This window comes from Lysinibacillus sp. KU-BSD001, from assembly GCF_042920265.1.
GTDB lineage: Bacteria > Bacillota > Bacilli > Bacillales_A > Planococcaceae > Lysinibacillus_B.
This window is the reverse complement of the sequence record NZ_JBDQZI010000016.1, coordinates 67,203-93,454: the sequence shown is the minus strand read 5'-3', so window position 1 is coordinate 93,454 and position 26,252 is coordinate 67,203. Positions and strand designations below refer to the sequence as shown.

At 39.5% G+C, this 26,252-nt stretch carries 24 protein-coding genes and 2 riboswitches; of the genes, 7 read left to right on the top strand and 17 right to left on the bottom strand.

What is annotated here, in order from left to right; all coding sequences use genetic code 11:
- Positions 1-556: 556 nt before the first annotated feature.
- The 3 genes from AAGS61_RS18345 to AAGS61_RS18335 all read right to left on the bottom strand — a co-directional run bounded on the left by AAGS61_RS18345 (position 557) and on the right by AAGS61_RS18335 (position 4,056).
- Complete coding sequence (locus tag AAGS61_RS18345; RefSeq protein WP_391375287.1) at positions 557-1,858, bottom strand: NCS2 family permease; 1,302 nt, start codon at positions 1,856-1,858, stop codon at positions 557-559.
- 138 nt (positions 1,859-1,996) lie between these two features.
- Positions 1,997-2,098, bottom strand: a riboswitch (purine riboswitch).
- 100 nt (positions 2,099-2,198) lie between these two features.
- Positions 2,199-2,954, bottom strand: a complete 756-nt coding sequence (locus AAGS61_RS18340) for an alpha/beta fold hydrolase (RefSeq protein ID WP_391375284.1) — start codon at positions 2,952-2,954, stop codon at positions 2,199-2,201.
- A gap of 88 nt (positions 2,955-3,042) precedes the next feature.
- Positions 3,043-4,056: a hypothetical protein gene (locus AAGS61_RS18335; protein WP_391375282.1), complete on the bottom strand. Its 1,014-nt coding sequence runs from the start codon at positions 4,054-4,056 to the stop codon at positions 3,043-3,045.
- 424 nt (positions 4,057-4,480) lie between these two features.
- Here AAGS61_RS18335 and AAGS61_RS18330 point away from each other — a divergent pair, with 424 nt between their 5' ends.
- From AAGS61_RS18330 to AAGS61_RS18315, 4 genes are read left to right on the top strand one after another with little or no spacing between them, the layout of a single operon-like run.
- Positions 4,481-5,245: a GTP cyclohydrolase II gene (locus AAGS61_RS18330; RefSeq protein WP_391375299.1), complete on the top strand. Its 765-nt coding sequence runs from the start codon at positions 4,481-4,483 to the stop codon at positions 5,243-5,245.
- The gene (ribD, locus tag AAGS61_RS18325; RefSeq protein ID WP_391375279.1) at positions 5,208-6,305 is read left to right on the top strand and encodes a bifunctional diaminohydroxyphosphoribosylaminopyrimidine deaminase/5-amino-6-(5-phosphoribosylamino)uracil reductase RibD; all 1,098 of its coding nucleotides are present in this window, start codon (positions 5,208-5,210) and stop codon (positions 6,303-6,305) included. Before AAGS61_RS18330 ends, ribD begins: the two co-directional genes overlap by 38 nt.
- Positions 6,306-6,310: 5 nt before the next feature.
- Positions 6,311-7,393 (top strand): FAD-dependent monooxygenase, encoded by a 1,083-nt coding sequence (locus tag AAGS61_RS18320; protein ID WP_391375276.1) that lies wholly within the window; start codon positions 6,311-6,313, stop codon positions 7,391-7,393.
- A gap of 11 nt (positions 7,394-7,404) precedes the next feature.
- Positions 7,405-7,962, top strand: a complete 558-nt coding sequence (locus tag AAGS61_RS18315; protein WP_391375273.1) for a 5' nucleotidase, NT5C type — start codon at positions 7,405-7,407, stop codon at positions 7,960-7,962.
- A 53-nt stretch (positions 7,963-8,015) separates the two neighbouring features.
- Here the strand turns inward: AAGS61_RS18315 and AAGS61_RS18310 are convergent, their stop codons facing one another.
- The gene (locus AAGS61_RS18310) at positions 8,016-8,513 is read right to left on the bottom strand and encodes a hypothetical protein (RefSeq protein ID WP_391375270.1); all 498 of its coding nucleotides are present in this window, start codon (positions 8,511-8,513) and stop codon (positions 8,016-8,018) included.
- 121 nt (positions 8,514-8,634) lie between these two features.
- On the opposite strand from AAGS61_RS18310, the gene AAGS61_RS18305 reads away from it, so the two are divergent.
- The gene (locus AAGS61_RS18305; protein ID WP_391375267.1) at positions 8,635-9,030 is read left to right on the top strand and encodes a hypothetical protein; all 396 of its coding nucleotides are present in this window, start codon (positions 8,635-8,637) and stop codon (positions 9,028-9,030) included.
- Positions 9,031-9,907: 877 nt separating this feature from the next.
- Here AAGS61_RS18305 and AAGS61_RS18300 read toward each other — a convergent pair.
- Positions 9,908-10,405, bottom strand: a complete 498-nt coding sequence (locus AAGS61_RS18300; RefSeq protein WP_391375265.1) for a CarD family transcriptional regulator — start codon at positions 10,403-10,405, stop codon at positions 9,908-9,910.
- Positions 10,406-10,526: 121 nt separating this feature from the next.
- Between AAGS61_RS18300 and AAGS61_RS18295 the strand changes: the two genes are divergently transcribed.
- The gene (locus AAGS61_RS18295; RefSeq protein WP_391375262.1) at positions 10,527-10,934 is read left to right on the top strand and encodes a MarR family winged helix-turn-helix transcriptional regulator; all 408 of its coding nucleotides are present in this window, start codon (positions 10,527-10,529) and stop codon (positions 10,932-10,934) included.
- A 991-nt stretch (positions 10,935-11,925) separates the two neighbouring features.
- Here AAGS61_RS18295 and AAGS61_RS18290 read toward each other — a convergent pair.
- Positions 11,926-13,059, bottom strand: coding sequence for an Ig-like domain-containing protein (locus AAGS61_RS18290; RefSeq protein ID WP_391375259.1), 1,134 nt, complete (start codon positions 13,057-13,059; stop codon positions 11,926-11,928).
- 584 nt (positions 13,060-13,643) lie between these two features.
- Between AAGS61_RS18290 and AAGS61_RS18285 the strand changes: the two genes are divergently transcribed.
- A complete protein-coding gene (locus AAGS61_RS18285) occupies positions 13,644-14,801 on the top strand; it encodes a pyridoxal-phosphate-dependent aminotransferase family protein (RefSeq protein ID WP_391375255.1) in 1,158 nt (385 codons plus the stop codon).
- A gap of 130 nt (positions 14,802-14,931) precedes the next feature.
- On the opposite strand, the gene AAGS61_RS18280 is transcribed toward AAGS61_RS18285, so the two are convergent.
- From AAGS61_RS18280 to AAGS61_RS18230, 11 genes are all read right to left on the bottom strand, one after another.
- Positions 14,932-15,081 carry a hypothetical protein gene (locus AAGS61_RS18280; RefSeq protein WP_391375252.1) on the bottom strand — a complete coding sequence of 50 codons (150 nt, stop codon included), beginning with the start codon at positions 15,079-15,081 and terminating at the stop codon, positions 14,932-14,934.
- Between the two features lie 421 nt (positions 15,082-15,502).
- Positions 15,503-16,105, bottom strand: coding sequence for a hypothetical protein (locus AAGS61_RS18275; RefSeq protein WP_391375249.1), 603 nt, complete (start codon positions 16,103-16,105; stop codon positions 15,503-15,505).
- Positions 16,106-16,445: 340 nt separating this feature from the next.
- Entirely contained in the window at positions 16,446-16,700 is a 255-nt protein-coding gene (locus AAGS61_RS18270) for a hypothetical protein (RefSeq protein ID WP_391375246.1), read from the bottom strand.
- A gap of 346 nt (positions 16,701-17,046) precedes the next feature.
- Positions 17,047-17,757 carry a hypothetical protein gene (locus AAGS61_RS18265; RefSeq protein WP_391375243.1) on the bottom strand — a complete coding sequence of 237 codons (711 nt, stop codon included), beginning with the start codon at positions 17,755-17,757 and terminating at the stop codon, positions 17,047-17,049.
- Positions 17,758-17,989: 232 nt separating this feature from the next.
- Complete coding sequence (locus tag AAGS61_RS18260) at positions 17,990-18,970, bottom strand: hypothetical protein (protein WP_391375241.1); 981 nt, start codon at positions 18,968-18,970, stop codon at positions 17,990-17,992.
- Between the two features lie 68 nt (positions 18,971-19,038).
- Positions 19,039-19,482 (bottom strand): sigma-70 family RNA polymerase sigma factor, encoded by a 444-nt coding sequence (locus AAGS61_RS18255; protein ID WP_391375239.1) that lies wholly within the window; start codon positions 19,480-19,482, stop codon positions 19,039-19,041.
- A gap of 135 nt (positions 19,483-19,617) precedes the next feature.
- Positions 19,618-19,773, bottom strand: a complete 156-nt coding sequence (locus tag AAGS61_RS18250; protein WP_391375237.1) for a hypothetical protein — start codon at positions 19,771-19,773, stop codon at positions 19,618-19,620.
- A gap of 276 nt (positions 19,774-20,049) precedes the next feature.
- Entirely contained in the window at positions 20,050-21,633 is a 1,584-nt protein-coding gene (gene guaA, locus AAGS61_RS18245; RefSeq protein ID WP_391375234.1) for a glutamine-hydrolyzing GMP synthase, read from the bottom strand.
- A 172-nt stretch (positions 21,634-21,805) separates the two neighbouring features.
- Positions 21,806-21,907: riboswitch (purine riboswitch) on the bottom strand.
- Between the two features lie 33 nt (positions 21,908-21,940).
- A complete protein-coding gene (locus tag AAGS61_RS18240; protein ID WP_391375230.1) occupies positions 21,941-24,109 on the bottom strand; it encodes a transglutaminase TgpA family protein in 2,169 nt (722 codons plus the stop codon).
- Positions 24,106-25,305, bottom strand: coding sequence for a DUF58 domain-containing protein (locus AAGS61_RS18235; protein WP_391375227.1), 1,200 nt, complete (start codon positions 25,303-25,305; stop codon positions 24,106-24,108). Before AAGS61_RS18235 ends, AAGS61_RS18240 begins: the two co-directional genes overlap by 4 nt.
- Positions 25,302-26,246: an AAA family ATPase gene (locus AAGS61_RS18230; RefSeq protein WP_391375224.1), complete on the bottom strand. Its 945-nt coding sequence runs from the start codon at positions 26,244-26,246 to the stop codon at positions 25,302-25,304. The genes AAGS61_RS18235 and AAGS61_RS18230 overlap by 4 nt, the downstream gene beginning before the upstream one ends.
- Positions 26,247-26,252: the final 6 nt, after the last annotated feature.

Genomic DNA, 26,252 nt, shown 5'->3' with positions numbered 1-26,252 from the left:
CTCCATAAAAGAATTTGAGTAAGCTCAAATTTGCTGGCATCATGTTTGATGTCCAAAATTTTGTTTCTTATTCAGAAACGTTTATTGTTAACGTTTTGCTTGTTCAGTTTTCAAAGTTCATGTTCGCCTCATTTTTATCGGCGACTGTTTTATACTTTAACATCATTGTTTTCGTTTGTCAACAACTTCGTTTAAGTTTTTTGTTTCGTTGTTTTGTTGTTTCCGTTTGTTTCGTAACAACGTTTTTAACTATACACCCCCTCTCCCTGTTTTGGCAACCCTTTATTTGAAATAAAATTATTCTGACTTCTTACGCAACTACACTCACTCATTATATCTAGAGTTTCTTCCTATTAATATATCACCTCAAAAACCCGTAAAGCTTTTTTACTTGTCACAATTCTCAATCGGGCTAGATTAACTATGGAACACGCTTAGATTATTAATTTAATAACGTTTCATTCAACCATACCGATTCCCTTGCGACATTAAATTCCTCCGAACAAACTCAAAAAAAACAACCTCGTCCAATAATAGACGAGGTTGCTTATTGTTTTTATAAGAAGATAAAGTAACAAAGGAAGATCACGAACAGACCATACATAATTGAATGAATTTCTTTCCCGCGACCTGCTACAAGCATTGTAACTGGGTAGAATAAGAAACCAATCGCAATACCTGTTGCAATCGAGTAGCCAAGTGGCATACAAAGGACAACAAGGAATGCCGGGATGGCAATTTCGATTTTATCCCACTCAATCAGTTTCAGTGAAGAAACCATTAACGCCCCTACAATGATTAAGACCGGCGCTGTCACGGCTGACGTTACAACGGCAAGTACCGGTGAGAAGAATAACGCTAGTAAGAATAATACCCCTGTTACAACGGAAGCAAAACCAGTACGAGCACCAGCTGCCACACCTGCTGTCGATTCAATGTAAGAAGTCGTTGTGGATGTACCGAAGATAGCACCTGTTACTGTTGCTAATGCATCGGCAAGTAACGCTTTCCCTGCACGAGGTAATTTATTGTCTTTTACTAAACCAGCTTGCCCTGCCACAGCCATTAATGTACCGGCTGTATCAAAGAAGTCAACGAATAAAAATGTTAATACAACGATTAAGAAATCTGTATTGAAAATTAACTCCACATTTCCAAACGCTTCGAACGCTTTCCCAAATGTCGGGGATACGTCTGGAATGGATGAAACGATTTTTTCCGGTAAATCGACTAAACCAAAAATCATCCCGGTTACAGCTGTAATGATCATACCGTAGAAAATGCCACCGTTAATTTTCTTTGCCATAAAGATCGCTGTAACAAACACACCAAATACCGCAAGCAATGCATTACCTGATGTTACATCACCAAGTTTTACTAACGTTGCATCATCATTGATGATAATGCCTGAACCTTGGAAGCCGACAAATGTAATAAATAAACCAATCCCTGCACCTACTGCATATTTCAATTGTGCTGGAATCGCATTAATCACTGTTTCACGGAAACCTGTTACAGAAAGGATAATGAAAATAAGCCCTGAGAATAATACACCTGTTAACGCCGTTTCCCAAGCCATCCCCATACCAATGACTACCGAGAAGGCAAAGAATGCATTCAGACCCATACCGGGTGCTAAGGCGATTGGGTACTTTGCAATTAACCCCATAAATAAACTGCCGACAGCCGCTGCTAATGCTGTTGCGACGAATACCGCATTCGCATCCATACCTGCTGCTGCAAGCATCCCTGGATTAACTGCTAAAATATAAGCCATTGACAAGAACGTTGTTAATCCACCGAGAATCTCGCGTTTATAATTCGTGCCGAGTTCATCAAACTGGAAATATTTTTTCATGCTGAAATGTTCCTCCGTTTATCGTCTGTACGGATGTCTATTGGACATTTGTTTCAAATAAAAAAGCACACGATTAGTATTGGTCGCATGCTTCGTTTCATTCGTTAACAGAAAATACGATATTACTAGATTCATAGCAATAACGATTTTCCATCTCGTAGTCAAATCATTTACGGTGATTTGGTAGAAACTTACGGGCCCTATTCCCGACATTATACGACGACGTATTTAATTATTTTACGTTTTGTACTATATCACTTCATTTTTCACATTTCAAGCTATTTCCGAACATTAACGAAAAAAAAATAAATAAAGTTCGTAAATTTTCCAACAAATTATATTACTGTAACGTTTTTAATCCAAAATGAATCGGTTGTTCTTCACACCAGCACTGCACTACTTCTGCAAACAACAAAGGGTTTTCATAGCTCCATGCATGTCCTACACTTGGTACAATAGCTGCTTTACTGCGCTTTACGTAGGAGAGAATATTATATTGGGAATTTTTCACTAACCTATTTTCTTTTCCTCCTGCTAGGACTAACAACGGCACTTGATTCAACATCGGCAGTTGCACTTTAGACAGCAACGTATACATCGCACGTACTTGTTCGACACTAGCAGATTTGGTAGCGTGCTGAATATCCTTCTGAAATCGCGGTGGTATGTTAAAGCCTTTCATCGTTAACGTTGTAACCCATTCAGGCTTCAACAAACGATACATAGGCGCTATATATTTATTGAGGCGCGTCGCATTTTTCTCACTTAATAGCGTCGTCGTGCCGCTAATGACCGCGCTCTTTATAAATTGCGGGAAGCGGGATAAGGCGGTTAATACAATCGCGCCACCTAGTGATAATCCGACAAGATGGACTTGCCCGTATTGCCGACATACATCTTCTAATCTATGTAATACCCCGTCCATCGTTAATGGGATATGCGTACTTTGTCCATGCATCGGCAAATCCACTGCAACACAATGAAATTCAGGCGATAAATGATGCATTACTTCTTTCCACTGGGTATGATCTAGCCCACCTCCATGTAAAAAAATGATTGTCTGATTTACTGGATTGCCCACTTCTACTTTGAACATGTCCCTCACTCCTTTTCCTTATTGTAATGAATTAAGTTTAAAAACAGATAAAAATACGCAAACCTATGATTTGCGTATTTCCTAACAATTATTTATAAAAAATGGCTGTACCATCTGCGAATAGATCATATTTGTTCCCTTGCTTTTGTACTTGTTGTAATGGCGGTAGTATGAGCTGCGCCTCTTCCTGACCATTTAAAAATGCAAATACCTCTTCTGCGATTCCAAATTGTGCACGCTTAAATTGTTTATCCCACCCCTGTATCGTCTTGAAGAACAGGGAATCCTTTGTATCCAATACATAATACGCTTGTTTTTTTATAGCGGTCTTCTTTTTTGGTTTTTTCATCATCATCGGTTCTCCGTTTGCTAAGCGCTCCGCTATTTCTTGGAAGCCAAGCAGCATAAACCAGCTCGCATAGTGCTTATAAATAAGCGGGCGATTATCGTTTACACTCCGTTCCCCCTCGTGTAACGTGCACGTATAATGAATAGCCGCTGGGTAATCTGCATCTGCTTTTGGAATCGAAACAAATACCCCATAAAAGTCTTGCGCCGTATAATCCATCAGTGTTGCGGCATTTTCACTTTGACATAAGGCATCCCGCAACTTCCCCTTATTGCGCATATCTTTTGACCCCTTCGATTCGATAAAGGACCATTCTCCTGTCGGTGAAGAGACAATTAAATCAGGAGCTGCTCCTTTCGCTGACTCATCCGTTAATAAACTCGCAAAATCGACAACGAATGGTTTGTTTAACTGTTCCTGCGCAAACAAATACCCTATCGCTGGTGCAAGCTCACCTGTGCGAGTAGATAAAATATAATCACGAATTTTAAAGTCGACATCTGCTTTGAAGCGGAACTCTTGATCGTCACTTATCAGCGGATAGAGCGCACTGTAAGAGCTAATCGCTTGGTACACTAACTCTCCATCTTTCGGGTTCATGGATATAATCGTTCTTGCAAGTGCTACAATGAGTTTCTGTGCTGAAAATAAAACACTTTGTACATCCCCTGCTTCTGTCAGTCGCACCCCTGCTTTTTTCACTGAATCTGGTACATACTCGATAATTTGAATTTCCTTTTTTCCTTTCAACATAGCCTCTCCCCCTTCATTTTATGTATGATACATAGTAGTAGCGATATACCTTTTTCCGTAAAACAAAATACGGTAAAACGTCATTTCTTCTTTTCGCCTCACGTTTTATGTTGCTAAAGCATCTATATATGCCCCCTTATAACACCCCTATCGAAAAGCAAAATAATAGACAAACGAAAATTACCTTTATACACTTAGTGACATATTGTAAGTTTTTTTTAAGAATGATATGAGAAAATATATAACAAGGGTGTTATGTACACGCATTTGAAGTAGAAATTTTAGATCTCCCCCTCCCATGTACATTTAAAATAGTGTGCTAGCGGCATTATCCGTAACACGAGAGGGACCATTTCGGTGTAGAAAGCAACACTATCAAGTAGCTACATCATTCAAGAAAATAAAGGATTAAATGGTGATGAAAATGCAAAAGAAACTAGACGTTTTACTTAATAAACTACAACTTATCTCGCGAAATGAGAGAGAAAATTTAAGTGTAGTCGGCCCTGTTCGTCTACCTGTGAAACAAGGTGATTTTGAAGCGGTGTTTCAATGGTACTCGTGGTTACCTGTCAGCAATACGCTGTCAAAAGAGGAAGTCATTGATCACATTCCTTCTATGAATCTATCATTTGGTCAGCAGTCTTCCGTTTTAGTGTACGGTGACTTTGCTCATGCAGATGACGCACTCATTCGTATGCATAGCATTTGTCATACAGGAGATATTTTCGGTAGCCAACGCTGTGATTGTGGCTATCAATTGCACGAATCCATGAAAATGATTGTGGAGCATGGCTGTGGGGCTATCTTTTATTTAGCGGATCATGAAGGGCGCGGGATTGGGTTATTCTCAAAATCCCTTGCTTATTTATTACAAGAAGAAGGCTTAGATACGGTCGAGGCCAATCATGCACTCGGCTTTGAGGATGATACACGTTCCTATGAGGATGCCATTAAAGTGTTAGCAACACTACGCGACAAGCCTGTCACACTCATTACGAATAACCCGAATAAACTCGCGGCACTAGAAGCACATGGTTTACTAGCTGATGGACATATCCCGCTATGGGGTGGTGTCACAGAGACGAACCGCTTCTACTTACAAACGAAAGTCGAAAAAGCGGGACATATTGTCAATGGAGGAACAGGTAATGAAGAACGATCAGTACTATATGCAACTCGCGCTTGATTTAGCGGCAAGTGCAACAGGTAAAACAAACCCGAACCCACTTGTAGGCTCCGTGATTGTGAAGGACGGCGCCATCGTTGGTACCGGGCTTCACCGAAAAGCTGGGGAGCCCCATGCGGAAGTACATGCCGTGCGGATGGCTGGTGAGCATGCAAAAGATGCAACGATTTATGTCACACTTGAACCTTGCTCACATTTCGGCAAAACACCCCCTTGCGCTAATTTAGTAAAAGAAGCGGGAGTCAAACGAGTGGTCATCGCGATGGAAGACCCGAATCCAGCAGTGGCAGGACGCGGCATTCAGCTGCTACGTGACGCAGGCATTGAAGTAGAAGTTGGGGTATTAGAAATAGAGGCGCGTCGTTTAAATGAGCGCTTTATTCACAACATGATTACTGCTCGCCCATTTGTCATCTCAAAGTTTGCGATGACACTAGACGGAAAAATCGCAGCGTATAACGGCCATTCGCAGTGGATTACAGGGGAAGAAGCCCGCGCAGATGTACACGAGCTACGCGATCAAGTAGACGCTATTTTAGTTGGCATTGGTACGGTGTTAACAGACAACCCGTCTCTCACAACACGTCTCCCTGATCGTGTCGGCAAAAATCCGATCCGTATCGTATTAGATCGTCAATTACGGACGCCACTGGATGCGACGGTTTGTCAAACATCTACAGCTAGAACAATTATTGTGACAGCGGAAGAACAGCAACATAAAGCCCCCGCATTTGAAAAACTAGGGGTAGAACTACTGTATGTCCCTGTCGTCAATGACCAACTCGATTTAAATACGATGCTAGATGAACTGTATAAACGCGGGATTACCGATATTTTAGTAGAGGGTGGCGGCGAGGTGAACGCTTCCTTCCTACGTGCGGGGCTGATTCAAAAGTTCCTTGTGTATGTCGCGCCAAAAGTACTTGGTGGACGTAACTCCATTACACCGTTTACCGGCACAGATGTGGAAACCGTTGAGGCAGCGATGCTTCTTGATTTTGCAGAAGTTGAAAAAGTCGGGGCAGATTTACGTATTACAGCCTATCCGAAAGAAGGATAATGTATATGCACCAAAAAGTAGATGTTTGCATTGTTGGCGCGGGTCCTGGCGGGGCATTACTCGCTTATTTATTAGCAAAGAAAAACATTTCGGTCTTGCTACTCGAACGAACAAATGAAATCGCCAAAGCATTTCGCGGGGAGCATATTAACGAAGAAGGCGAAGCGATTTTAAAAAAGTACGGCTTATTTGATCAAGTTGAGGCACTAGGCATGTTGAAAATGGAACGTCTCGAATACTGGTTAAATGGCCAGCAAACAAAAACCATCACGCCAGCCCCTGCTGTTGGTCATTTAGGCATTCATGTCCCACAAGCGCATTTACTGCAAGCTATTTTAGAGGCAGCCGCGCCTTATGACACCTTTCAATACTGCTTAAATTCAAGAGTAACAGCGCTTTTACAAGATGAAGAAGGTCGTTATGGTGGTGTTCGGGTAATGCGTGACGGGGAAGAATTCGTCATTGACTGTAGGCTAATCGTTGGGGCGGATGGTCGCTATTCGACCGTGCGTAAAAATGCACACATTGAGACGTCTATTCGCAAACACGGGTACGACCTACTATGGGCGCGTATTCCTACCCCAGACAATTGGTCGCCTGTCATTAAAATGGCTCTTGTGGATGGCATGCAAATTTCCCTATTCACACAAGTCAAAGGCTTTGTGCAAATTGGTTGGCATATTACGCAAGGCAGCTACCCTACTTTACGCAAGCAGCCTTTTGAGCCGTTTATCGAGAAGCTCATCAAAGCATTTCCTGAGTTAGGGAAGACCGTGCAACAAAACATTACCTCCTGGCAAGATTTTGTGCTACTCGATGTATTTAGTAGCCAAACAGAAAATTGGGGACGTGATGGACTAGCACTAATTGGCGATGCCGTACACGCGATGACACCGACAGGAGCATTCGGCTTAAACAGTGCGCTGAAAGATGCGGATGTACTAGCCTCATTGATTGAAAAACAAACAATTGAAACACTAGACTATGTAACATGTGCGACAAAGCGTAAACAAGAAATTGAAAAAATTCAAGCGCTGCAAATCGAAAAAGAACAAGGCTTTGCTTCACAATTTACTTTAATCGTCTAATGGAGGACTTTATGAAATTTGGCTTTGATATCGACGACACGCTCATTAACTTACGTGAGCACGCATTTCATTTATACAATAAAAAGTTAAACAAAGATTTAGGCATCGATGTATTTCAAACCATTCCGACTGTAGAAATCCATGCCCCGTTCGGCTTAACGAAAGAACAAGGGGGACAAATGTGGATCGAGTCGATGGAGGACATTTATTTTACGGATTGCCCCGCTTACGCAGATGCTATCGAAACATTGCAGGCACTTGTTGCAGAAGGGCACGATGTTTTTTATATTACCTCTCGTCCGAAGCACTACTGCCAGCAAACACGCGACTGGGTAAAAGCACAAGGCTTCCCTGTCAAGGACGAACACTTCTTTTGCGGTATGGCCGATCACGAAAAAATCGACATTATCCAATCGCTGCATCTCGATTACTATGTCGATGACAAACCTGCCGTCTTGCAAACATTAGCTAACATCGGCACCAAAGTGATTGTAAAGGATCAATCGTATAACAAAGACGTCAATTTCCCACGCTTAGTGAACTGGGCAGAGTTTAGACGTTTGCTGTAGTATTCGAAACGATAAGACTTAAAAACGCAACTCCTTCCAAGAGTTGCGTTTTATCATTCAAATTTCACCGGCAATACATAGGATACGTGACCTTGCGGGTAATAAGCGACGATCTCAATCGCCACGGACTGTTCCCCTACGATATACTGTAAATGACTAAATAACTTGGATGGGCCCTCCTCGTACCAACCAAAAACGCGGTAACGATCTGGCTGTACCTCAAACTGTAGCTCCATTTGTGCATCTTTCGCTAACGTGATTAGTCCCCGTTTTAGCGACTCATTCGGTGCCACTGCATCAGCGATTGTTGTTTCCTCGCGTCCAAAAGTACGCTTAATCGTCCACTCATATCCACCGCGCTGCATCATATAAGTCGTTTCATCTGCTACCAAATGGACATTGGGCGGTTCTTTTAATTGTCCAGAGGGCTCTTTGGTCACTTCACCTGCTACTAAATCCACATTAGGCAGTTGTTCAGATGGCTCTCTCTCCGCACAAGCCATCAATAATACGATAATCATAGCCAATAAAAACAAACGAACACCCTTCACCCCGTATCACCCCTTTTACTATTAGACGGATCCATATGGAAATTGTTTCAATATTTCGGTTGCGAATATATCCTTTTTTGAACTGTCATTTCGATAGTAGTAGTAAAAGGAGGATGACAAGATGACTTTACTTGTACAAGGTAAGCCTTTAATTTTAATTCCGCAATTAGCATCGAAAATTGGTGTGTACGAAGCGCTTTTCTTACAGCAGCTGCACTACCTTCTGACACAACGAGGGACAAGCATAGACGGGGGAATATGGTATTACCACAGTAGTGACCAGTGGCTGCAACACTTTCCATTTCTATCTAAACGCACTCTTTCTCGCATCACAAGCTCCCTCGAAAAGCAGGGGCTTATTCGAAAACGACAAGATTTAAATGCCTACAGAACTGACCGAACGCTTTGGTATACCATTTCTACCCCAATGTTGAAAAACTATTTCAGTAAAATACTTGCCAATCTCATCTCTCCGCTCCCAAGGAGACAGTTTGGCATGTTCGAAGTAGCAAACTGAGTACACCAGTGTGTCCATTTTGAACAGGGCATGTGTTCACTTTGAGCACATCCTTCTGTTCGTTTTGAACAGGCCACGTGTTCATTCTGAGCATACGGATAAAGCCAAACTGACACGCTCATATAAAAAGAAAGAATAAATAAAAGAAAGAATAAAAGAAAAAAACAAGTATGATATACGGCTATAAGTATAGAACGAGTAAAGTTGCATGATGGAAAGCATATTTCACGAACAGATAAATGAATATGTTACAATCGGGGCACTACTAGTGAAAAAAGATAGGAGGGAAACTATGCGGCCATTGTTTTATATAAGCGTCATAATAGCTGGACTGATCACCGCTTTCGCATTTTTCTTTACAAACTTACTCACCGTATCATTTGATCCTGCTAACGATATGCTCGGTAGTGGTAACGGTAACCCTGGTCTCTTTTTCGTTGTTGCTCCTTGTTTGATTATTTTATATTTCTATTTTTCTATGCTCTTTGTGTTTGAACAATTTCATCAAAGATTCAACTCCAACCAACAAAAGTGGTTAAAATATAGCTATTTGTTTGTTTTTCTTACCTTGACCCTTTACACGTTTTATCGAGCAACACTATACCGAAATTATATCAATGCAAACCATCCATATAGGGAGGTGGGCTTATTAAGTCCGTTTTCGAATCATTTATTTTTTAATGTGTGGACGTTTATCGCTCTACTATGCCTTATCGCATTTTTATCGTTTTTTGTGCAAAAGAAGGCGTAGTTTTAACGATATGAAAACGCCCTTCTTATGTAATCGAAAGGCTTTTGGATTTTACCTTCTAATTTAGCAAATGTGATTGTATCAAAAAAACACACAAACCTTTTCAGATTCATGTGCTTACTATACTTAATTCATTTGAATAATTTCGTCAACCTTATCGGATATATCACTAGCTGTTGTTTGCAATGTTGTTGCCAGTTCTTCATATAAAATGGCGGTCACATTTTGTAAAATTTGCGTATCTTGAGCAGGCAATTTTTTATCGATTGCCTCTAATTCTAGCTTCTTTCGCAGTAATGTGTTCGTCATTTGCGCAATCTCTAAATGACCCGCTGTTTTGATGATGGATTGATACGACTGATGACGTGTCGTCGTGCGATCGTTCCACGAATCAGCTGCATTTTCAAAGCACTGTAAAACTGCCTGTGCTTTTTCTTTTGTCATGAGTTTTTTGAGCTTAGAATTCACGGCATTTACAGGATAATATAAAGTAAGACTCGTGCTATGATGCGAACGCAATATATAATAAGACTGCGCTTCACCACCAAATTTTTGCTCTTGAATATCCTCAATGGAACAAATTCCATGCGCACCGTAGAAAACTGTATCCCCTATTGAAAACAATATCTCACCCCCTAAGGTCAACATAGTTTACCATAATCCATTGTACCCTATAAAAGTTTTTTGGTCAACTCAATTGACCTTGAAGATCAAATTGTATATAGTGGATGGCAAAGGAGGCTTTATGAGCGAGACGATTGAATTATTACACAAACATTACAAGCAATTGCGTGATGCAGTCGCTTCTACGTGGAATCGCCAAAACACTATTCAAATTACGACTTCCGAATGGTATATTCTAAATTGTATATTCGAAGGCGCATCAACGATTCCAGATATATTAAAGAAAGTAGAGATTTCAAAACAAGCCGTACATAAATTTGTGAAAGCATTGGAAGAAAAACAATTAGTACAAACAGAGCTAGTGAAAGCACCCAAAACCCAAAAACGAGTAGAGCTGACACCTTTAGGCGAAGAAATATATTACAACAGCTTAGAAATCAAAAAAGAAATCGACAAAACCATCGAACAAAATATAGGGTCCGAAAATTTCAAGCAGCTACAAGCAATCTTGCAAATGAAATGGATGTAATATATGTAAAGACATCCACTGGCGTCACAAACGCGGGTGGATGTCTTTTTAATATTAGTGTCACTTACAACGGACATACCACAGATGGAAAGCCCCCTAGTAAATCATCTATATAAGTGCATTTTAATGTTCCAGCATAACGATTGATTTTAAACATCAGCCTACATATCGCCAACTTACCATGCTGGGGCCGAGGATTTTGATCGGATACGGCGACTTTTTGCTCGGATACGGTAGCTTTTTGACCGGATACCTCGGGCTTTTGCTCGGATACGGCAAGGTTTTGCTCGGACCAGGGGGGTTGACCGGATACAGGGACGTTTATATATTCCCCTGCATTTTAGCTAAAAAAAGCCTGTTTTCATTGAAAAACAGATCGCTCTACTAACAACAAACAAGAGAAATTTACTAAAAAAACAGTGAGCATGCATCCTATTTTTTGAACAGACAAGCGCCGATTCGGATAAAAAGCGAAGAAAATCGAACGCTTTTCAGAAAAATAAGACGCCACTACAAACGGTTAACCTACGTCTTTCGCATATCATGATCTATAAAAACAATAATTTCTTATCGATTATGATAAATAAAAATTCCACTCGCTATTTTTTTAATACGGAATAATAAAGCGTTCATTTCAAAATCGAAAAAACCTTCCCTCCCCCGATTTTGGTATACAACTTAAATGAAAATAAGTGCAAATTAGGTAAATAAAATCACTTTGACACTTATTGATAAATAAGTTGTATATCGATTTCAACATACGGCATCATCTCAGCATTAAAAATTATCGATTCCAATACAATAAAGTAAAAAACTTTCCTCCCTTCGAAACGTATGTGTTCGCTTTTTAGACATCTAGCAAAATCTTTTTACCGATGCATCGATTGTGGGAGGAACATAAGAAAAGCACCCCCTTCGTACTAGGAGATGCTGATCATGAATATGCATTATTTGATTATAGGGTTATGATATTCCCGCTGATTTACCTTTATTAGCGGATCGTGAAATTCATTTTAACAGATTTCTTTAGGCCTTGACCGTTTGCGCTTGTAATTTCTTTGCCAATATATAATGTGTATTGTGCCCCAGCTTTATAAGCTTGTGTCGGCGTAATGATGATTGATTTCTTCTCTGCATTATAAGTCATCGTTGTTTCGACTAGGTTCTGTTGTTCATCATACACAACGACTGCTAGCTCAGATAACGCTTTTTCGTCCAGGTGTTTGTTGAACTGGACTGTCCATTCTTTTTTAGGGTCTTTTGCTTCTTTTGCTGGTTTTACTTCAATCGCAGAATCGTTTTTAATTTTTTCAATTACTTGATCTTGCACTTGTGTAATTTTAGCAACCGCTGCATCCAACTTTTCTTGAAGGGCAGCTACTCGGTCATAACGTTCAGTTACCAGCGCACTATCTACCCCTTTTTTATTCAGCGCGTCTAATTGATGAACGACAGCGTTCAATCTGTTATGTAGAGCTTTAAACTTGCCAAGGTAATCGTTATATTCTTCAACAGCCTCTTCAATTTCTTCTTCGAGATCTTCTGTTTCCTCTTCAGCACCTTCTTCTTCCGTTGCTTCTGTTTCTTCTTCAGTACCTTCTTCTTCTGTTGCTTCAGTTTCCTCTTCAGCATCGTCTTCTTCCGTTGCTTCTGTTTCTTCTTCAGCATCGTCTTCTTCCGTTGCTTCTGTTTCTTCAGCGTTAGCGTTTTCCTCATTCACTTCTTCGGAATCTGTTTCTCCTGTATTTTCATCCGGATTTGTAGTAGGCTCCTGATCGTCTTCCTTTATTTCATCCTCATCGTTGTCATCCAGGTCAGCAAACTTCACTTCATACTTCGTGATTTTTTCTTCTATCTTGTTTAGCTGCTTATCAATGGATTCAAGCTTCTTCTCTTGACCTTTTAGGTTCTTTTCATGCTCTTTTTGTTTCTTTTCCTCTAACTTTTTATCGTGCTCGATTTTCTTTTCAAGTTCTTGTTGTTTTTTTGAATTGTGCTGCTCTGCATTTTGACCAACATTTACTTCCTTATGTACATTGTCATTTGGCGCAGCAAAAGATGTATTGACTAAAATTGTGCTCGATGCAAAAAGCGCTGCGATTGTGGCTGTGCTTTTCTTTAACATAGTTCTTCCCCCTCAATAGATAAATACCCATACTAAAAACCTATGTACTTACAATGAAATTTTATAGCTAATAGTCCTATTCAACAATAGGGAGGATGAACGATTTACTAGTAGTGACAATATTCACATTAATTATTCAGGAGTAGCTTCACCTATCCATCCGATCGTTTACTAATGTACAGGCTGGTGTTCCTCAACAGTTCATTACAACTTTTTGAATTTAAGACAACTCATTTATAAGGACACCCCTAACGAATAGAACTACAATTCGCCCCCAGCTATGAAGAGAACAGTTTTCTTCAGTGTTAATCCAATGTTAAAATTTCATCTAAAAATCCATCATGGAGTCCTCCGCTTTTTAATTAAGAACACATTAGGGTATTAAACCAAAAAATGAATTCATTCACTAAATAATTACCCAATATTTTAGATATTCACAAAAGGAATCTGTATCAAATTCGATACTATCAATAAAGTAATCCACACTGACCTTATTACTTTTGGAAAAACTGATGCTTTTTTGAATACTAGTCATTTGCTATCGTTATGCTATATATAAATCGATTTAAAAAAGGACGATGAACATGAAATTTCAACCAAACTATGCACCCGGACCAACAGACATACGCGAAAATGTGCGACTGGCATTGGCGAAAAAAACGAATAACCCTGATTTTGATAAAGAATTCATACACTATTATCACGAAGTAAGCAAAAAAATGGGTACAGTTATGGGCACTACAAATGACGTACTTCTGCTTGCTGGTGAAGGGATTTTAGGCTTGGAGGCAGCTTGTGCTAGCTTAACGGAGCCTGGTGACCGTGTGCTTGTACTCGATAATGGTATTTATGGTGAAGGCTTTAAATATTTTGTCGAAATGTATGGTGGAGAGCCTGTCGTGCTGAGCTTTGATGATCGTCAAGGTATCCCTGTTGAAGAAGTACGTAACTATTTAGAGCAAGATCATCATTTCAAATATGCTACACTCGTTCATTGCGATACACCGACATCTGTCTTAAATGACGTGAGCCAGCTGTGTCCATTATTAAAGGAATTCGGTATTTTAACAGTGGTGGATTCAGTCGCTGGCATGGTTGGTGAGCCTATTGATGTCGATCAAAATCAAATTGATATTTGCTGTGGCGGTACGCAAAAAGCCATCTCTGCTCCAGTTGGTTTAGCCATTGTATCCATAAGTGAACATGCAAAAAAAGCGATGGCTACTAGACAAACACCTATCGCTTCGTTCTATGCAAACCTCCGAATTTTCGAGGACTATGTTGAAAAGCAAAACTTGCCTTATACGATGCCTGCTGATCAAATTGCAGCATTAGATGTCGCTTTAGATAACATTTTACAAGAAGGACTAGAGGCCGTTTACGAACGTCATGCCAAAATCGCAAATGCCGTACGAAAAGCTGTCGAAGCATATGGATTATCGTTATTTTTAACATCTGATGCGTCTAATACGGTAACTGCTGTTAGTATTCCAGCAGAGATTGGGGCATTGCAATTACAGGAGCATATTAAAGAAGCCTATAACTTATATATCGCTACTTCCCTAGCACAGTATGCAGATGTCATCCTCCGTATCGGTCATATGGGCGAAAATGCCTTCCCGGAAAAAGTGCTAGCCGTTCTTACAATGATTGACCACGGCTTATGCGATTTAGGCTTTAAAGGTACGGGGAATCTCGGACAGCTATTCCTAGATGCTTATCGGATGGAAAATGAATACTAAATTATTCTCCACAGCCATCTTTCACACGCTTTCACACACAAGGACTGCGCCATTGGTTTCATCAATGACATCCACATATTTGTATAAGAAAAAACATAGGGAGATTTGTCTTCCTATGTTTTCATTCATATTATTTATTTGTTTGTTCTTGCTTTTTTTTCAAATACTCTGCACGTATTTTTTCAAGTTGCTGCTTTTTATCAAATTGGGCAGGCTTGTTTTTTTCATGATACTTTGTCACAGCCATCTTTCCTTTAGTATCCAATTGATATTTCCCCACTTTGTTCACCTACTTTTCTTGTCTTTAAAGAGAATCTATTCAACAAATATAATATACCCTATTTTACTGAAGTAAACCTTTTGACTTTATTAGTATACTGCCTAATATCTCATATATTAGTGAAAAATTCATAGCCAAACTTATCTTTACGACCTTAAATTTGCTGATTCATTTTAAAGACATCAATCAAGTCGCTAACTTTAACTAAAAAATATTCTAGTTATTTTTTATGAATAGCTAAAAGAGCGTTTAATTTTTAAATTATAATACTTAACGAAGCTGTTATAGTCTGCTGTAATTTTTATAAACATAAAAAAGTCGATTCCCCAGTTTGAGAATCAACTCTAATTTTTTCCATTATTCTACATTACCTGATTCTTTAATGAAAAGATGGGGTGTTAATTACGAATTAATCGCCTTCTTAAATAACAAATTCAAAACCTGTTGGCTTCTGGAACGGCATTTTATATTCTTTAAAGACTAATTTATATGTAGAGATATCATCGGGTAAAGCAGGCGAAACAATGAAAGTAAAGGTTTCATGACCAACAGTTCCTCCTCCCCCTTCATTCCGACAATCATAATGAGTTTCTTCGCCTTCTACTGAGAGTTCAAAATGGGTATGTTCTTTCTGATGCCATTCAGACACGTCACTAGTAGAAATACTGTCAATATTCAAATGAACTACACTTGCGTTTTCGAACTGACGAATAAAGGTTACCGAATAAAATATATCATTATTTTCAAATGACTTTAATATCGGTATATTTTTAAGATATCCTATCGGCTCTACAACAGGTTTATACATATCTTCATTTAAGAAATGCGCAAAAACACTATTTAGAAAATCCTCATAAAAATTATATTTTATTGACCAATCCGTTATAAGTTGTTTAGTAGGAAAGCCAGGATTATTATTTGAGAGTTCTTTTCGTTTTTTAATTAAATTACATATTTGTTCATCTATTTCTTCAATATGCTTATTATAATGTTCTGTTGGCGGTTCAAATGGCATTCGCTTCATATTTTTCACTCCCCAAGGTAATAATAGGATTATTTTAACATACAGGGGTACAGGCCGAAAAATACGGATTTATAACGCTAAGAAATATGCATAATTTTATGCACACTAAACGGTAAGCTATACACGTGTAAATATTGATATATCAAGTATTTGCGCTTCTTGCATAAAAAGCTGTATAAAGAATGTTCATACAAAAAGCCACGAAAACCGTTTATTGTAACAACATTCGTGGCTTCTTGGGGTATGTCCAAACTTTTGTTTGGGAACGTTTATTAGATTCATTTATGTATACGTTATAAATCTTTTTTGCACTAAAGCCCTCTGAATCTCGATAAACATTTTAATAAGGATTTTTTTTCATTTTAGTTTTAATGAATGATAGACTTTGCATTACTTTGTATGTAATCCATAAAGATGCCATCACTAGAGCAGCTGATACTCCAGAGCGAACAAATGGTGATAATTCATATAGCGGATAATGAGTTGGATATACCTGGTCTGATGTTGAAAACACATAATAAATCATTCCACGTTCTGCAATTATAATAGCTAATGCAATCATTATAAAAAATACAAAAACCTTAAATATTTTCATCATTTTCACTCCTTCAACAATTTTCTATTTCTAAGAGTAACGAAATTAATTGTTATAAGTTTCTAAAATAAAGGCATAATCTTCCCGAAGCGTCCTTTGGTAACATTTCATTGAGAGTCTATTTATATGTTACGGCCATTTAGAACAAGTGAATCGAACAGTCCTCTTTAAAATAATCTCTCACAGCGTCTCAGAGTGTTATTTTCTAATAAAAACAGCGACAAACACTGTTAAATCAGTGTTTGTCGCTGTTTGATATGTTACCCAGCTTTCATTTGGGAACGTTTCGGGGCTTATTTTGTATAATTTATACAACGGTAAAATTCTGTTATAATTCTTGGTATTTCTAACTAATTGCACCATTTTCATTACAATGAAATTCCATCTCTATGATATGTGAAGAAATAATACCACTTTGCGAGTATTTGCCTCCCACTGCAATATTATATACAGTAGCACCATCAACTAACGATTCATCATAGTCCAGTTGAGTCCAACTTCCATTAGCGTCCGCTGCTTCCGAAGAAATACCGTTAAATACCGAAAATAGTTGTCTTCCTTTTGGTGTATTTTCGTTTAATTGTGTATCAAAAGAACCTTCAAAAATAATGTTCGCTTTTTTCGAACCCATTTTTAACGTCACTGTCTTTGGTACTTCCGCTGGATGATAGCGTTCCTTATTTTCTAAAACAATAATTGACGCATTGGCTCTTTCTTTTGCTAGCTTTTCAAATTCATCTACTTCAATCCAATAGTCATTAAGAAATGCCGTTATAGGCTCCAACTCTAGTTCAGATTCCTCGTTATTTTCTGCATTTACTTTTTCTATAATAGCTACATATTTTTGATAATATTCTTCTTTTTGCTCTTGCGTTAAATTTAAAGGAATCGGCGCTGCTTCTTCTGTTTTTGTAGCATTAACCTCATTATTAATTGCTGTTGATTGCTCAGCAGGAGACGATTCTTCTGTCACTTCTTTGTTATCAACTTCATCATCAGTGCAGCCTGATAAAGCAAATGCACCTAGTAAAATGCTTATGTAAAAATATTTTTTCAACATTCCCACCCCATTTAACATTATTAAATAACAATTCAATAATAACATATATGGTTTTTATTGGTTAAATGGAATTTGAAGTTACCAAAGCGCCGTTTGGGGATATTTCTTTACTTACTACTGTTGTAAATCCACATTTTTGGGACTCTCCCCCTAAAAGGGATGTCCCCAGAATGACTTCTCGGACACCCCTTTAAATTTGTGTGGATGCCTAGTACTGATAAATCAAAAATTAATTTAAAATCTTTACTTTTTCACTGATTGCATCATCTTCTGTGGAATTAGAGAAAACTTGGATATAAAGCGCACTCTCTACAAAGGATGCACCTGTATAATGGATTTCCCCCGTACCATCATCATTGCCAGATGCAGAATTCCAGTGATAACGGTTCCCTACTGGATCATAGAGAAGGATATTCGGTGAGCGATCCGATGAAAACCCACTATAAAAAATTGTTGTGGAAATTGGAGTTGTTACAATTCGATTAATTACTAATTTCTCGTCATTTTGTAATTGTATCGTTTGGTGTAAATCATGTACCGTTGTTTCATTTTGGACAGTAAGCTGAGAAGCCTTTATGTCAAATACCCACGGCTGTTCAAGTGTTTCACCTTCTAGCGTTTTTGTCTCTGCTGTATGCATTTTGTCATACGCAATTTGTACATCAAAATTGGCAGCCGTTACTGGCTCAGCTAATGTAATCTCACTATAGATTGTATACATTGAACTGTTTTGCGCAATCGATTGTGCTGCTGTCCCTTCTGTTTCAACTTTTTCACCATTAATGATGACAGTAGGCATTAATTGATGTCGATAAGAAAAAGCGGTCGCTTCATTTTTTTCAAATGTTGCACTAATCATAATTTTATCGTAGTTAACAATCACTTCATTTAATGTTAAATCGCCCATTTCTGTCGTACGCGTTTCACCAATCACTGTTTTGTAAGATGACCAATCGACTCGTTCAGTTACTCCCCAATCTTCTAGTAATGCTGCAATGAACGGCGTATTGGCTATCGTTTGATGATTCATGACTAATAAGCCGATTGCAAGCGCTGATGCTGCAACGCCCACTCCTTTATTGGATTTGACTAATTTCAACTTCTTTTTCACGAGTTTGTGTACACGTTTTTTCTCTAATTTTGTAAATGTCGCTTCTTCAAACTCACCTAAATCAATTTCGATTTCATTTAACTCTTTATAAACCCCCATTTTTACAACCTCCCTTTTAATATTTGATTTTTAAGTTTCTTTCTTGTTCGTGATAATTTATTGTGGATTCAGGATGGTTTATTTTGAAATTGCTCTGCTATTTCTGTCGTTGATTTCCCTTTAAAATAGTAGCTTTCAAAAATTTGGCGCTCTTCAATAGGTAAACTATTCAGCACTATTTGCCAGTCGATTTGTTTAGATTCTAGCAATGGTAAATTATCTTGTAGCTCTGCTGTAGGAACTTGTCGCTCTAATTTTCGTAAAGCATCGATTGCTTTAAATTTCGCAATGGCTGCTACCCAGTTTTTGAATGTGTTTTTCCTCGAATCAAAGTCGTCGATATGATACCAAATAGCAATCGTTATATCTGCCATTGTTTCCTCTAATTCTTGAGGTCTACTAGCCAGATATTTGAGTGCAATAGCTTTCATGAGTCCCCCGTATTGTTCAAGTAACAATTTAATACCTTTTTCTTGTTTTGATTTAATTAATGAAATTATTTTCTCGTCCATATGACACCTCATTTCAAAACGTTTTTCGCGAAAGATCCGTTCACTCTATCATTCGTTTTGAATTTCAAAACCTATCAAAAACTTTTTAACTATTAGATGTATTGCTTATTCCACTTTGAATGTAACAGCTTGATTCTAAATGGAAAAGCACAGTCTTTTACTAATCCCTGTATAGTCGCTACATAGATACGCTACTTCTTTAGCTACTTCTTTAGCTACTTCTTTAGCTACTTCTTTAGCTACTTCTTTAAAAAATAAATTTTGTGGCGGGTTTCCTAGCTCATCTTTCATAAACTCCTGTCACCTTGTCAGTCGCCAAATACACATCTCTACATACTTTGGTTTCCGTCCTTGAATTTGTTGATTGAGCTTGAAATCATCTATTAGCTCTAAAATTTTAGTCACCAAAAAACCCCCTTCCATTCGCAAAACTCACGAATAAAAGAGGGTTCAATTTCTATTATGAATAGTAGTAGGTGAAAAACAACTTCACTCACTGAAAAACAGCCTTAAAGCCTTGATATGACTGTGTTTATAGCCTAACAACTATAGTTAAATAGTAGCAGGTTATTCCCACTCAATCGTCGCTGGTGGCTTCGAAGTGATATCATACAGCACGCGGTTTACGTGTTTTACTTCGTTAACGATACGTACTGAGATTTTTTCTAGTACGTCGTAAGGGATACGTGCCCAGTCAGAAGTCATGCCGTCGATGGATGTTACGCCGCGGATACCGATTGCGTAGTCGTACGTACGGCCATCGCCCATTACGCCTACTGAACGGATGTCTGGTAATACAGCGAAGTATTGCCAAATGTCGCGCTCTAGACCTGCGTTTTTGATTTCTTCACGTAGGATTGCATCTGCTTCACGTACGATGTCTAATTTTTCTTCTGTTACTTCACCAAGTACACGGATACCAAGACCAGGACCTGGGAATGGTTGACGCCATACGACTGCTTCTGGTAAACCAAGCTCTAAACCTAGAGCACGTACTTCGTCTTTGAATAATGTGTTCAGTGGCTCGATTAGCTCGAACTTCATGTCTTCTGGTAATCCACCTACGTTGTGGTGAGATTTAATTGTTTGCGCTGTTGCTGTACCTGATTCGATGATGTCTGTGTAAAGAGTACCTTGAGCTAAGAAGTCCATGTTCTCTAATTTTGCAGACTCTTCATCGAATACGTAAATGAATTCGTTCCCGATGATTTTACGTTTTTGTTCTGGATCAGACACACCTTTTAGCTTGTTCATGAAACGTTCACGTGCATCGATTTTGATCACTTTCATATCGAAGTCTTCTGTGAAAGTTTTCATAACTTGCTCTACTTCACCTTTACGGTTTAAGTTGTGGTCTACGAACATACAAGTTAATTGGTCGCCGATTGCTTTATGGATTAATACCGCTACAACCGAAGAGTCAACGCCGCCTGATAATGCGCAAAGTACTTGCTTGTTGCCTACTTGCTCGCGGATTTTAGCGATTTCGATTTCGATGAAGTTAGCCATTGACCAGTCGCCTTTTGCCTCACATACATTGAATACGAAGTTTTTCAGTAAGTCATTTCCATATACAGAGTGACGTACTTCTGGGTGGAATTGTACTGCATAGAATTTTTTCTCTGCATTCGCCATTGCTGCGATTTCACAAGATGCGCTTGTTGCGATCACTTCAAAGCCAGCTGGTACTTCTGTTACGTGGTCACCATGGCTCATCCATACAACTTGCTCTTTTGGTAGGTCGCCGAATAATAAGTTATCTGTTGTCACTGTTAATTCAGCTTTCCCGTATTCACGCGTTGCTGCGCTTTCTACTTTTCCACCGTTTGTATGAGCCATTAACTGCATACCATAGCAAATACCTAAAATCGGTAAACCTAGTTCGAAAATCGCTGGATCTACTTTGAAGGCATTGTCGTCATATACTGAGTTTGGACCACCTGAGAAGACGATCCCGACAGCGTTCATTTCTTTAATTTCATCTGCTGTAATTGTGTGTGGGTGTAATTCTGAGAATACACCAAATTCACGAATACGACGTGTGATTAATTGGTTAAATTGGCTACCAAAATCAAGCACGACCACTTTTTGTTGCTCTTTTAATAAAGGAGTTGACACGTTTTCCACCTCTTCTAATATTGATTGCCTCATGTATAAAAGCTTGTTTAATTTGGCTAGTAGCTTCCATCTATTCCTTTAGATTTCGCCGTTTAGCTTATTGTGTGCTGCATCGCACAATTAAACACTTTATTATAAAAAAACGCGAAAGAATACATCCCCGCGTTCATCTACAAGTATATAAAGGTAGGCTGTCCATTTAGTCCATGCGACAGCCTACCGTCATAGATAAGTTATTTAAGGTAACTTAGTAGAAACATCCGAACCGTATTATCGGACTTATATGAAGGCACAGTGATTATTGATTTTCTATAAATTTTACTCTTTAATCCCTGTAAAATCAACCGGTTGTGCGATTGATTAAATATTCCCAACTTTCTTTAATTTCATCAAAATTAAAGTGCGTCATGTCTTTACTGTAAATTGTTTTTTCATGTAAATCTGTAATTTTAGACATATCGTCCGTACCGAAATAGTCGTCTACACGTGTAGCGAAAGCTTGCAATGTTTCACTGGACCCTCGTTTGAGTCCAACACTTTCCAGTTGCTTCAACAACACTTTATACGATTTTTGGAGCGTTGTCGCGTTAGTCGGTTGTCGGCGCTGTCTGTTGACATGCATTTTCACGAACCACTTCCGTCGATTTTTAAAGAATACATAACCGACGCCTGCTAATGCGAGTAGTGCGAGCACAAGCCACTTCCAATCAATGCTAATGCTTTGTTGCTTTTTGGCTTTTTCTTGTTGTACCGCTTGTTCCTCGACTTGTTGTTCCTTCAGCTCTTGTTGCTCTTTCTCTTGTTCGAGTAATAATTCCTCTGACTCTGTTGTTTCCATGTCAAAGTTAATATCTGCTTGATTGACAAAGCCAATTGTCGGTTCAAATGGCATCCAGCCCACGCCGTCGATATACGCCTCCACCCAAGAGTGTGCGTCATTATTTTCAATTTCAAAAACACGTAACTCCTCGTTAAAGCGTCCTGTTTCCGTCCCATTGGCAAAACCTTTTACCCAGCGTGCTGGGATGCCGATGGAGCGCAGCATGACGACCATCGATGTCGAGAAGTTATCGCAATAACCGATTTTCGTTTCAAATAAAAACTGATCGACATAGTCTTGCGTTTCGGTTGGGATGGCCACATCTTTTGTGTCATACGTAAAGCCGTTTCGTTTAAAATACTGCTCAATTGCCCGTGCTTTATCGTAGCCGGTTTGATGATTTTGTGTAATATCAAAAGCTAATTGGCGTACACGTTCTGGCAATTCAGCTGGTAACTGTAAATAACGCTCGTCCATAGTCATTAATTCCGACGCTGGCACCGGCGTTTTCAGCTCGGTATAGCTATATTCTGGCGTACTATAATCGATACTATAACTATCTACAGGTGTATCGGTACTGCCTAATTTTGTTGTTAGACGTTCCGTTATGCGATTGAACTGCAGTGTAATATCACTCTGTCTAGTGTGAAAACTTCTAATGCCATACGGTTGTAATACATAAGCCTTATCAACGACCGCTGGAAATACCTCCGCACGCTTCCAATCGCCTTGCTCATTATAGCCGACCGAATTCATAACATTTCTATCTGTAATTTCAAAAAGGGAATATAGATCGGACGTCGACTCCCAGCCTTTCCCCGTGTATAAATCTTTCGTTTCCACGCGCCAATATTGACGCTCTGGTGCGTGTACATAAAATACGACCGTATCATCGCCTTCAAACGATCCACCAAGACGGCTATCATCTTCTCCAAACCCAACCTTGGAAATAGACGTACCACCCGAACCAGCAGTGCCTGATAAACTTTTAATATACGGTACTGGATCTGGCCATTGCGGTGCTGCTTTCGGTAGTAAAATGGCAACCATCCCTACGACACCAATTGCCAAGGTGATCGGTAAAATGTAGCGCATGTATTTATAAAACGCAAAGGAAGTTCCTGTTTCAACGATTAAACGTTTCATATACAGGAAGGCGGTCATAATCAGACCTAACAGCACGACCTTCACAATCGACGCTGCACCGTTATACGATGTAAACGTATCGAGTGTCGCAATGAAAAATACCGTTAAGACGAAGAAATAAAATATCGTCATGCGGACAGTTAGCCAATGATGGATTAAATAAATGAGCATCCAAATGAGCAAGAAAAAGAGCACCGAGCGGAATGGATCGGTCACGCCCTCCCATTGCCCCGCGAATACTACTTCTACGTTACGCTTTATATCGATCTGTAAAAATTGTAAGCCTGCCGCGCTCCATAGTTTTTCCTCACTATAGACATGCACAACAAACCAAGCAATATACGTAAATTTTGCGAGCCACGATACAACAATCGGTGCTTGAAATAGATTTAACACAAACGCTAAAACAATAAACAATAACAATAAATTTAAATGTCCTGTTGATGTTAATTCGACAACAGGCACTAACCATTCACGTAAAATAAAAAATAGAATGACATAGTACAAACTTAACTCTACATACTGCATCACATCTTTTTTCACGGCTTATTCACCTCCGCGAAGGCATGATTGAACATCTCTTTCGTGACATAGACGACTTTCGCATTCATAAAGCGTGGCGCTGCGCCTTTTTGTGCTTTATATTGTTCCGTCGATACGACAACAAAGCAGACAACCGCACGCGCATATTTTGAGCTATTCATTAAAAATGTTTTCAGCTCATCCGTTATGTGTCCCGTTACGAAAAGAAGAATCGAATTACTTAATTGGCGTTCATTGCGCAGTAGCATATCTATGGAAGATTCCGCATTTGGGGTAACCTTCGCTAAATGCTGCATTACATTTTCGAATTGGGCTTCCGTTCGTACCGCTGGGTAAAATATACAACGCTCCGCTTCCGACAAGAAGGCGACATCGCCATGCCTTTTCACAATCGCCTTTAACATCGACGCTGTCAATTCGACCATTTCTTCAAAGTGCTGTGTTGTGGCACAATCCATATACAAAAATAAGCTTTGCGATTGTCGATCCTCAAACTCTTTCGTACGAAGCTCCCCGTTTTTCGCAAAGGACTTCCAATGAATCCAAGAGAAACGATCCCCTGGTTGATAATCGCGGACCCCTGTCACCATCGTCGTATCCTTCACAATGGCATATTTCGTTGCGACAGCACCTTGGTCATACTGCATTTGCAACGAAGTATACGGCATATCAACCGTTTTCGGATACACGAGCAAGCGGTCTGGTTGTTCAATCACTTTTTTTCGAACAACCCAACCAAAAAAATCTGTAACGGTCAGCTCTAAAGCTGAAAACATATGCTCCCCGCGTTGCAAGTTTTCTAGCTCATATGTCCACTCGAAATGTCGCTTCCAGCCGACTAAAAATAAGTTGCTCGAACGCCCGCCCGCGATATGGTAAAACCGCTCATCCATATCAAGCTCCCGTATGACAAGGAAAACAAACGGGAAAAGCGACTTATTGTCAAAACGGACGGTAATCGTAGCGGTGTCGCCGCGCTCTCGTGTTGCTGGTGTAATATCACGTGTTACATTGTCAATACGTAGCGGAATAACCGCGAGCACGAGCGAGTACAGCAAGAAAGGTAACACCGTAAAGAAAATAAACCAACTAACAAAGCCCCCTTGGAACATCGCAAAACAAAATGTGAACACGAGTAAACCGATGACCGTAAAAAAACGGCCAGTTTGCCGCATCATTTTTACTGCTGCTTTCATGAATCCGTAAACCTTTTCACCGGCACAAAAATTTGCTCGATCACTTGCGCTAGGACTTGTTCCGGCTGGATTCCTTCGTAGCGGGCTTCAGGTGTTAAAATTAAACGATGGCTAAACACAAACGGCGCTAAATACTTGATGTCGTCTGGCTTAACGAAGTCACGGTTTTGCATAAACGCATACGCTTGCGCTGCTTTCATCAACGCAATGGATGCACGTGGACTCACCCCTAAATACACTCTTGGATGCTGGCGTGTCGCTCTTGCAATATCGATAATATAGCTTTTTACACCATCTTCTATATATACTTGCTGTACAGCGTGCTGTAGCTCGCGTAGTTCATCAATCGTCATCACCGATGTAATTTCTTGAATCGGCTTTTTATTTTCTGCACGGCGTAGTATTTCAATCTCTTGCTGTGCTGTCGGATATCCCATTCTCACTTTCAGTAAAAAGCGATCTAGCTGTGCTTCTGGGAGCGGATACGTCCCTTCATATTCAATCGGGTTTTGTGTCGCCATCACGAAAAATGGCTTCGGAATGTCGAGCGTTTCCCCATCAATTGTGACTGACGCTTCTTCCATCGCCTCTAGTAATGCCGCTTGTGTTTTTGGGGATGTCCGATTAATTTCATCCGCTAAAATAATATTCCCGACAATCGGACCTGGTCGAAATTCAAATTGTAATGTCTTGGGGTTATAAATCGACACACCGACTACATCTGATGGCAGTAAGTCTGGCGTAAATTGAATCCGTTTAAAATCCGCCCCAACCGACTTTGCGAGCGACCGCACCATCATCGTTTTTCCGACACCAGGTACGTCTTCTAGCAGGACATGTCCACCTGCTAATAACGCGACAATACTGAGCTCTGCAATGTCACGTTTTCCTATCATGACTTTTTCTATATTGTGAATGACAGCCTGTATTTGTTGCTGCATCGATAA

What these genes read in the sequence shown, in the direction of transcription:
- AAGS61_RS18345 (WP_391375287.1), bottom strand. Translation starts at nt 1,858, where the DNA reads ATGAAAAAATATTTCCAGTTTGATGAACTCGGCACGAATTATAAACGC.
- AAGS61_RS18340 (WP_391375284.1), bottom strand. Translation starts at nt 2,954, where the DNA reads ATGTTCAAAGTAGAAGTGGGCAATCCAGTAAATCAGACAATCATTTTT.
- AAGS61_RS18335 (WP_391375282.1), bottom strand. Translation starts at nt 4,056, where the DNA reads ATGTTGAAAGGAAAAAAGGAAATTCAAATTATCGAGTATGTACCAGAT.
- AAGS61_RS18330 (WP_391375299.1), top strand. Translation starts at nt 4,481, where the DNA reads ATGCAAAAGAAACTAGACGTTTTACTTAATAAACTACAACTTATCTCG.
- ribD (WP_391375279.1), top strand. Translation starts at nt 5,208, where the DNA reads ATGAAGAACGATCAGTACTATATGCAACTCGCGCTTGATTTAGCGGCA.
- AAGS61_RS18320 (WP_391375276.1), top strand. Translation starts at nt 6,311, where the DNA reads ATGCACCAAAAAGTAGATGTTTGCATTGTTGGCGCGGGTCCTGGCGGG.
- AAGS61_RS18315 (WP_391375273.1), top strand. Translation starts at nt 7,405, where the DNA reads ATGAAATTTGGCTTTGATATCGACGACACGCTCATTAACTTACGTGAG.
- AAGS61_RS18305 (WP_391375267.1), top strand. Translation starts at nt 8,635, where the DNA reads ATGACTTTACTTGTACAAGGTAAGCCTTTAATTTTAATTCCGCAATTA.
- AAGS61_RS18295 (WP_391375262.1), top strand. Translation starts at nt 10,527, where the DNA reads ATGAGCGAGACGATTGAATTATTACACAAACATTACAAGCAATTGCGT.
- AAGS61_RS18290 (WP_391375259.1), bottom strand. Translation starts at nt 13,059, where the DNA reads ATGTTAAAGAAAAGCACAGCCACAATCGCAGCGCTTTTTGCATCGAGC.
- AAGS61_RS18285 (WP_391375255.1), top strand. Translation starts at nt 13,644, where the DNA reads ATGAAATTTCAACCAAACTATGCACCCGGACCAACAGACATACGCGAA.
- AAGS61_RS18275 (WP_391375249.1), bottom strand. Translation starts at nt 16,105, where the DNA reads ATGAAGCGAATGCCATTTGAACCGCCAACAGAACATTATAATAAGCAT.
- AAGS61_RS18270 (WP_391375246.1), bottom strand. Translation starts at nt 16,700, where the DNA reads ATGAAAATATTTAAGGTTTTTGTATTTTTTATAATGATTGCATTAGCT.
- AAGS61_RS18260 (WP_391375241.1), bottom strand. Translation starts at nt 18,970, where the DNA reads ATGGGGGTTTATAAAGAGTTAAATGAAATCGAAATTGATTTAGGTGAG.
- AAGS61_RS18255 (WP_391375239.1), bottom strand. Translation starts at nt 19,482, where the DNA reads ATGGACGAGAAAATAATTTCATTAATTAAATCAAAACAAGAAAAAGGT.
- AAGS61_RS18250 (WP_391375237.1), bottom strand. Translation starts at nt 19,773, where the DNA reads ATGAAAGATGAGCTAGGAAACCCGCCACAAAATTTATTTTTTAAAGAA.
- guaA (WP_391375234.1), bottom strand. Translation starts at nt 21,633, where the DNA reads ATGAGGCAATCAATATTAGAAGAGGTGGAAAACGTGTCAACTCCTTTA.
- AAGS61_RS18235 (WP_391375227.1), bottom strand. Translation starts at nt 25,305, where the DNA reads ATGAAAGCAGCAGTAAAAATGATGCGGCAAACTGGCCGTTTTTTTACG.
- AAGS61_RS18230 (WP_391375224.1), bottom strand. Translation starts at nt 26,246, where the DNA reads ATGCAGCAACAAATACAGGCTGTCATTCACAATATAGAAAAAGTCATG.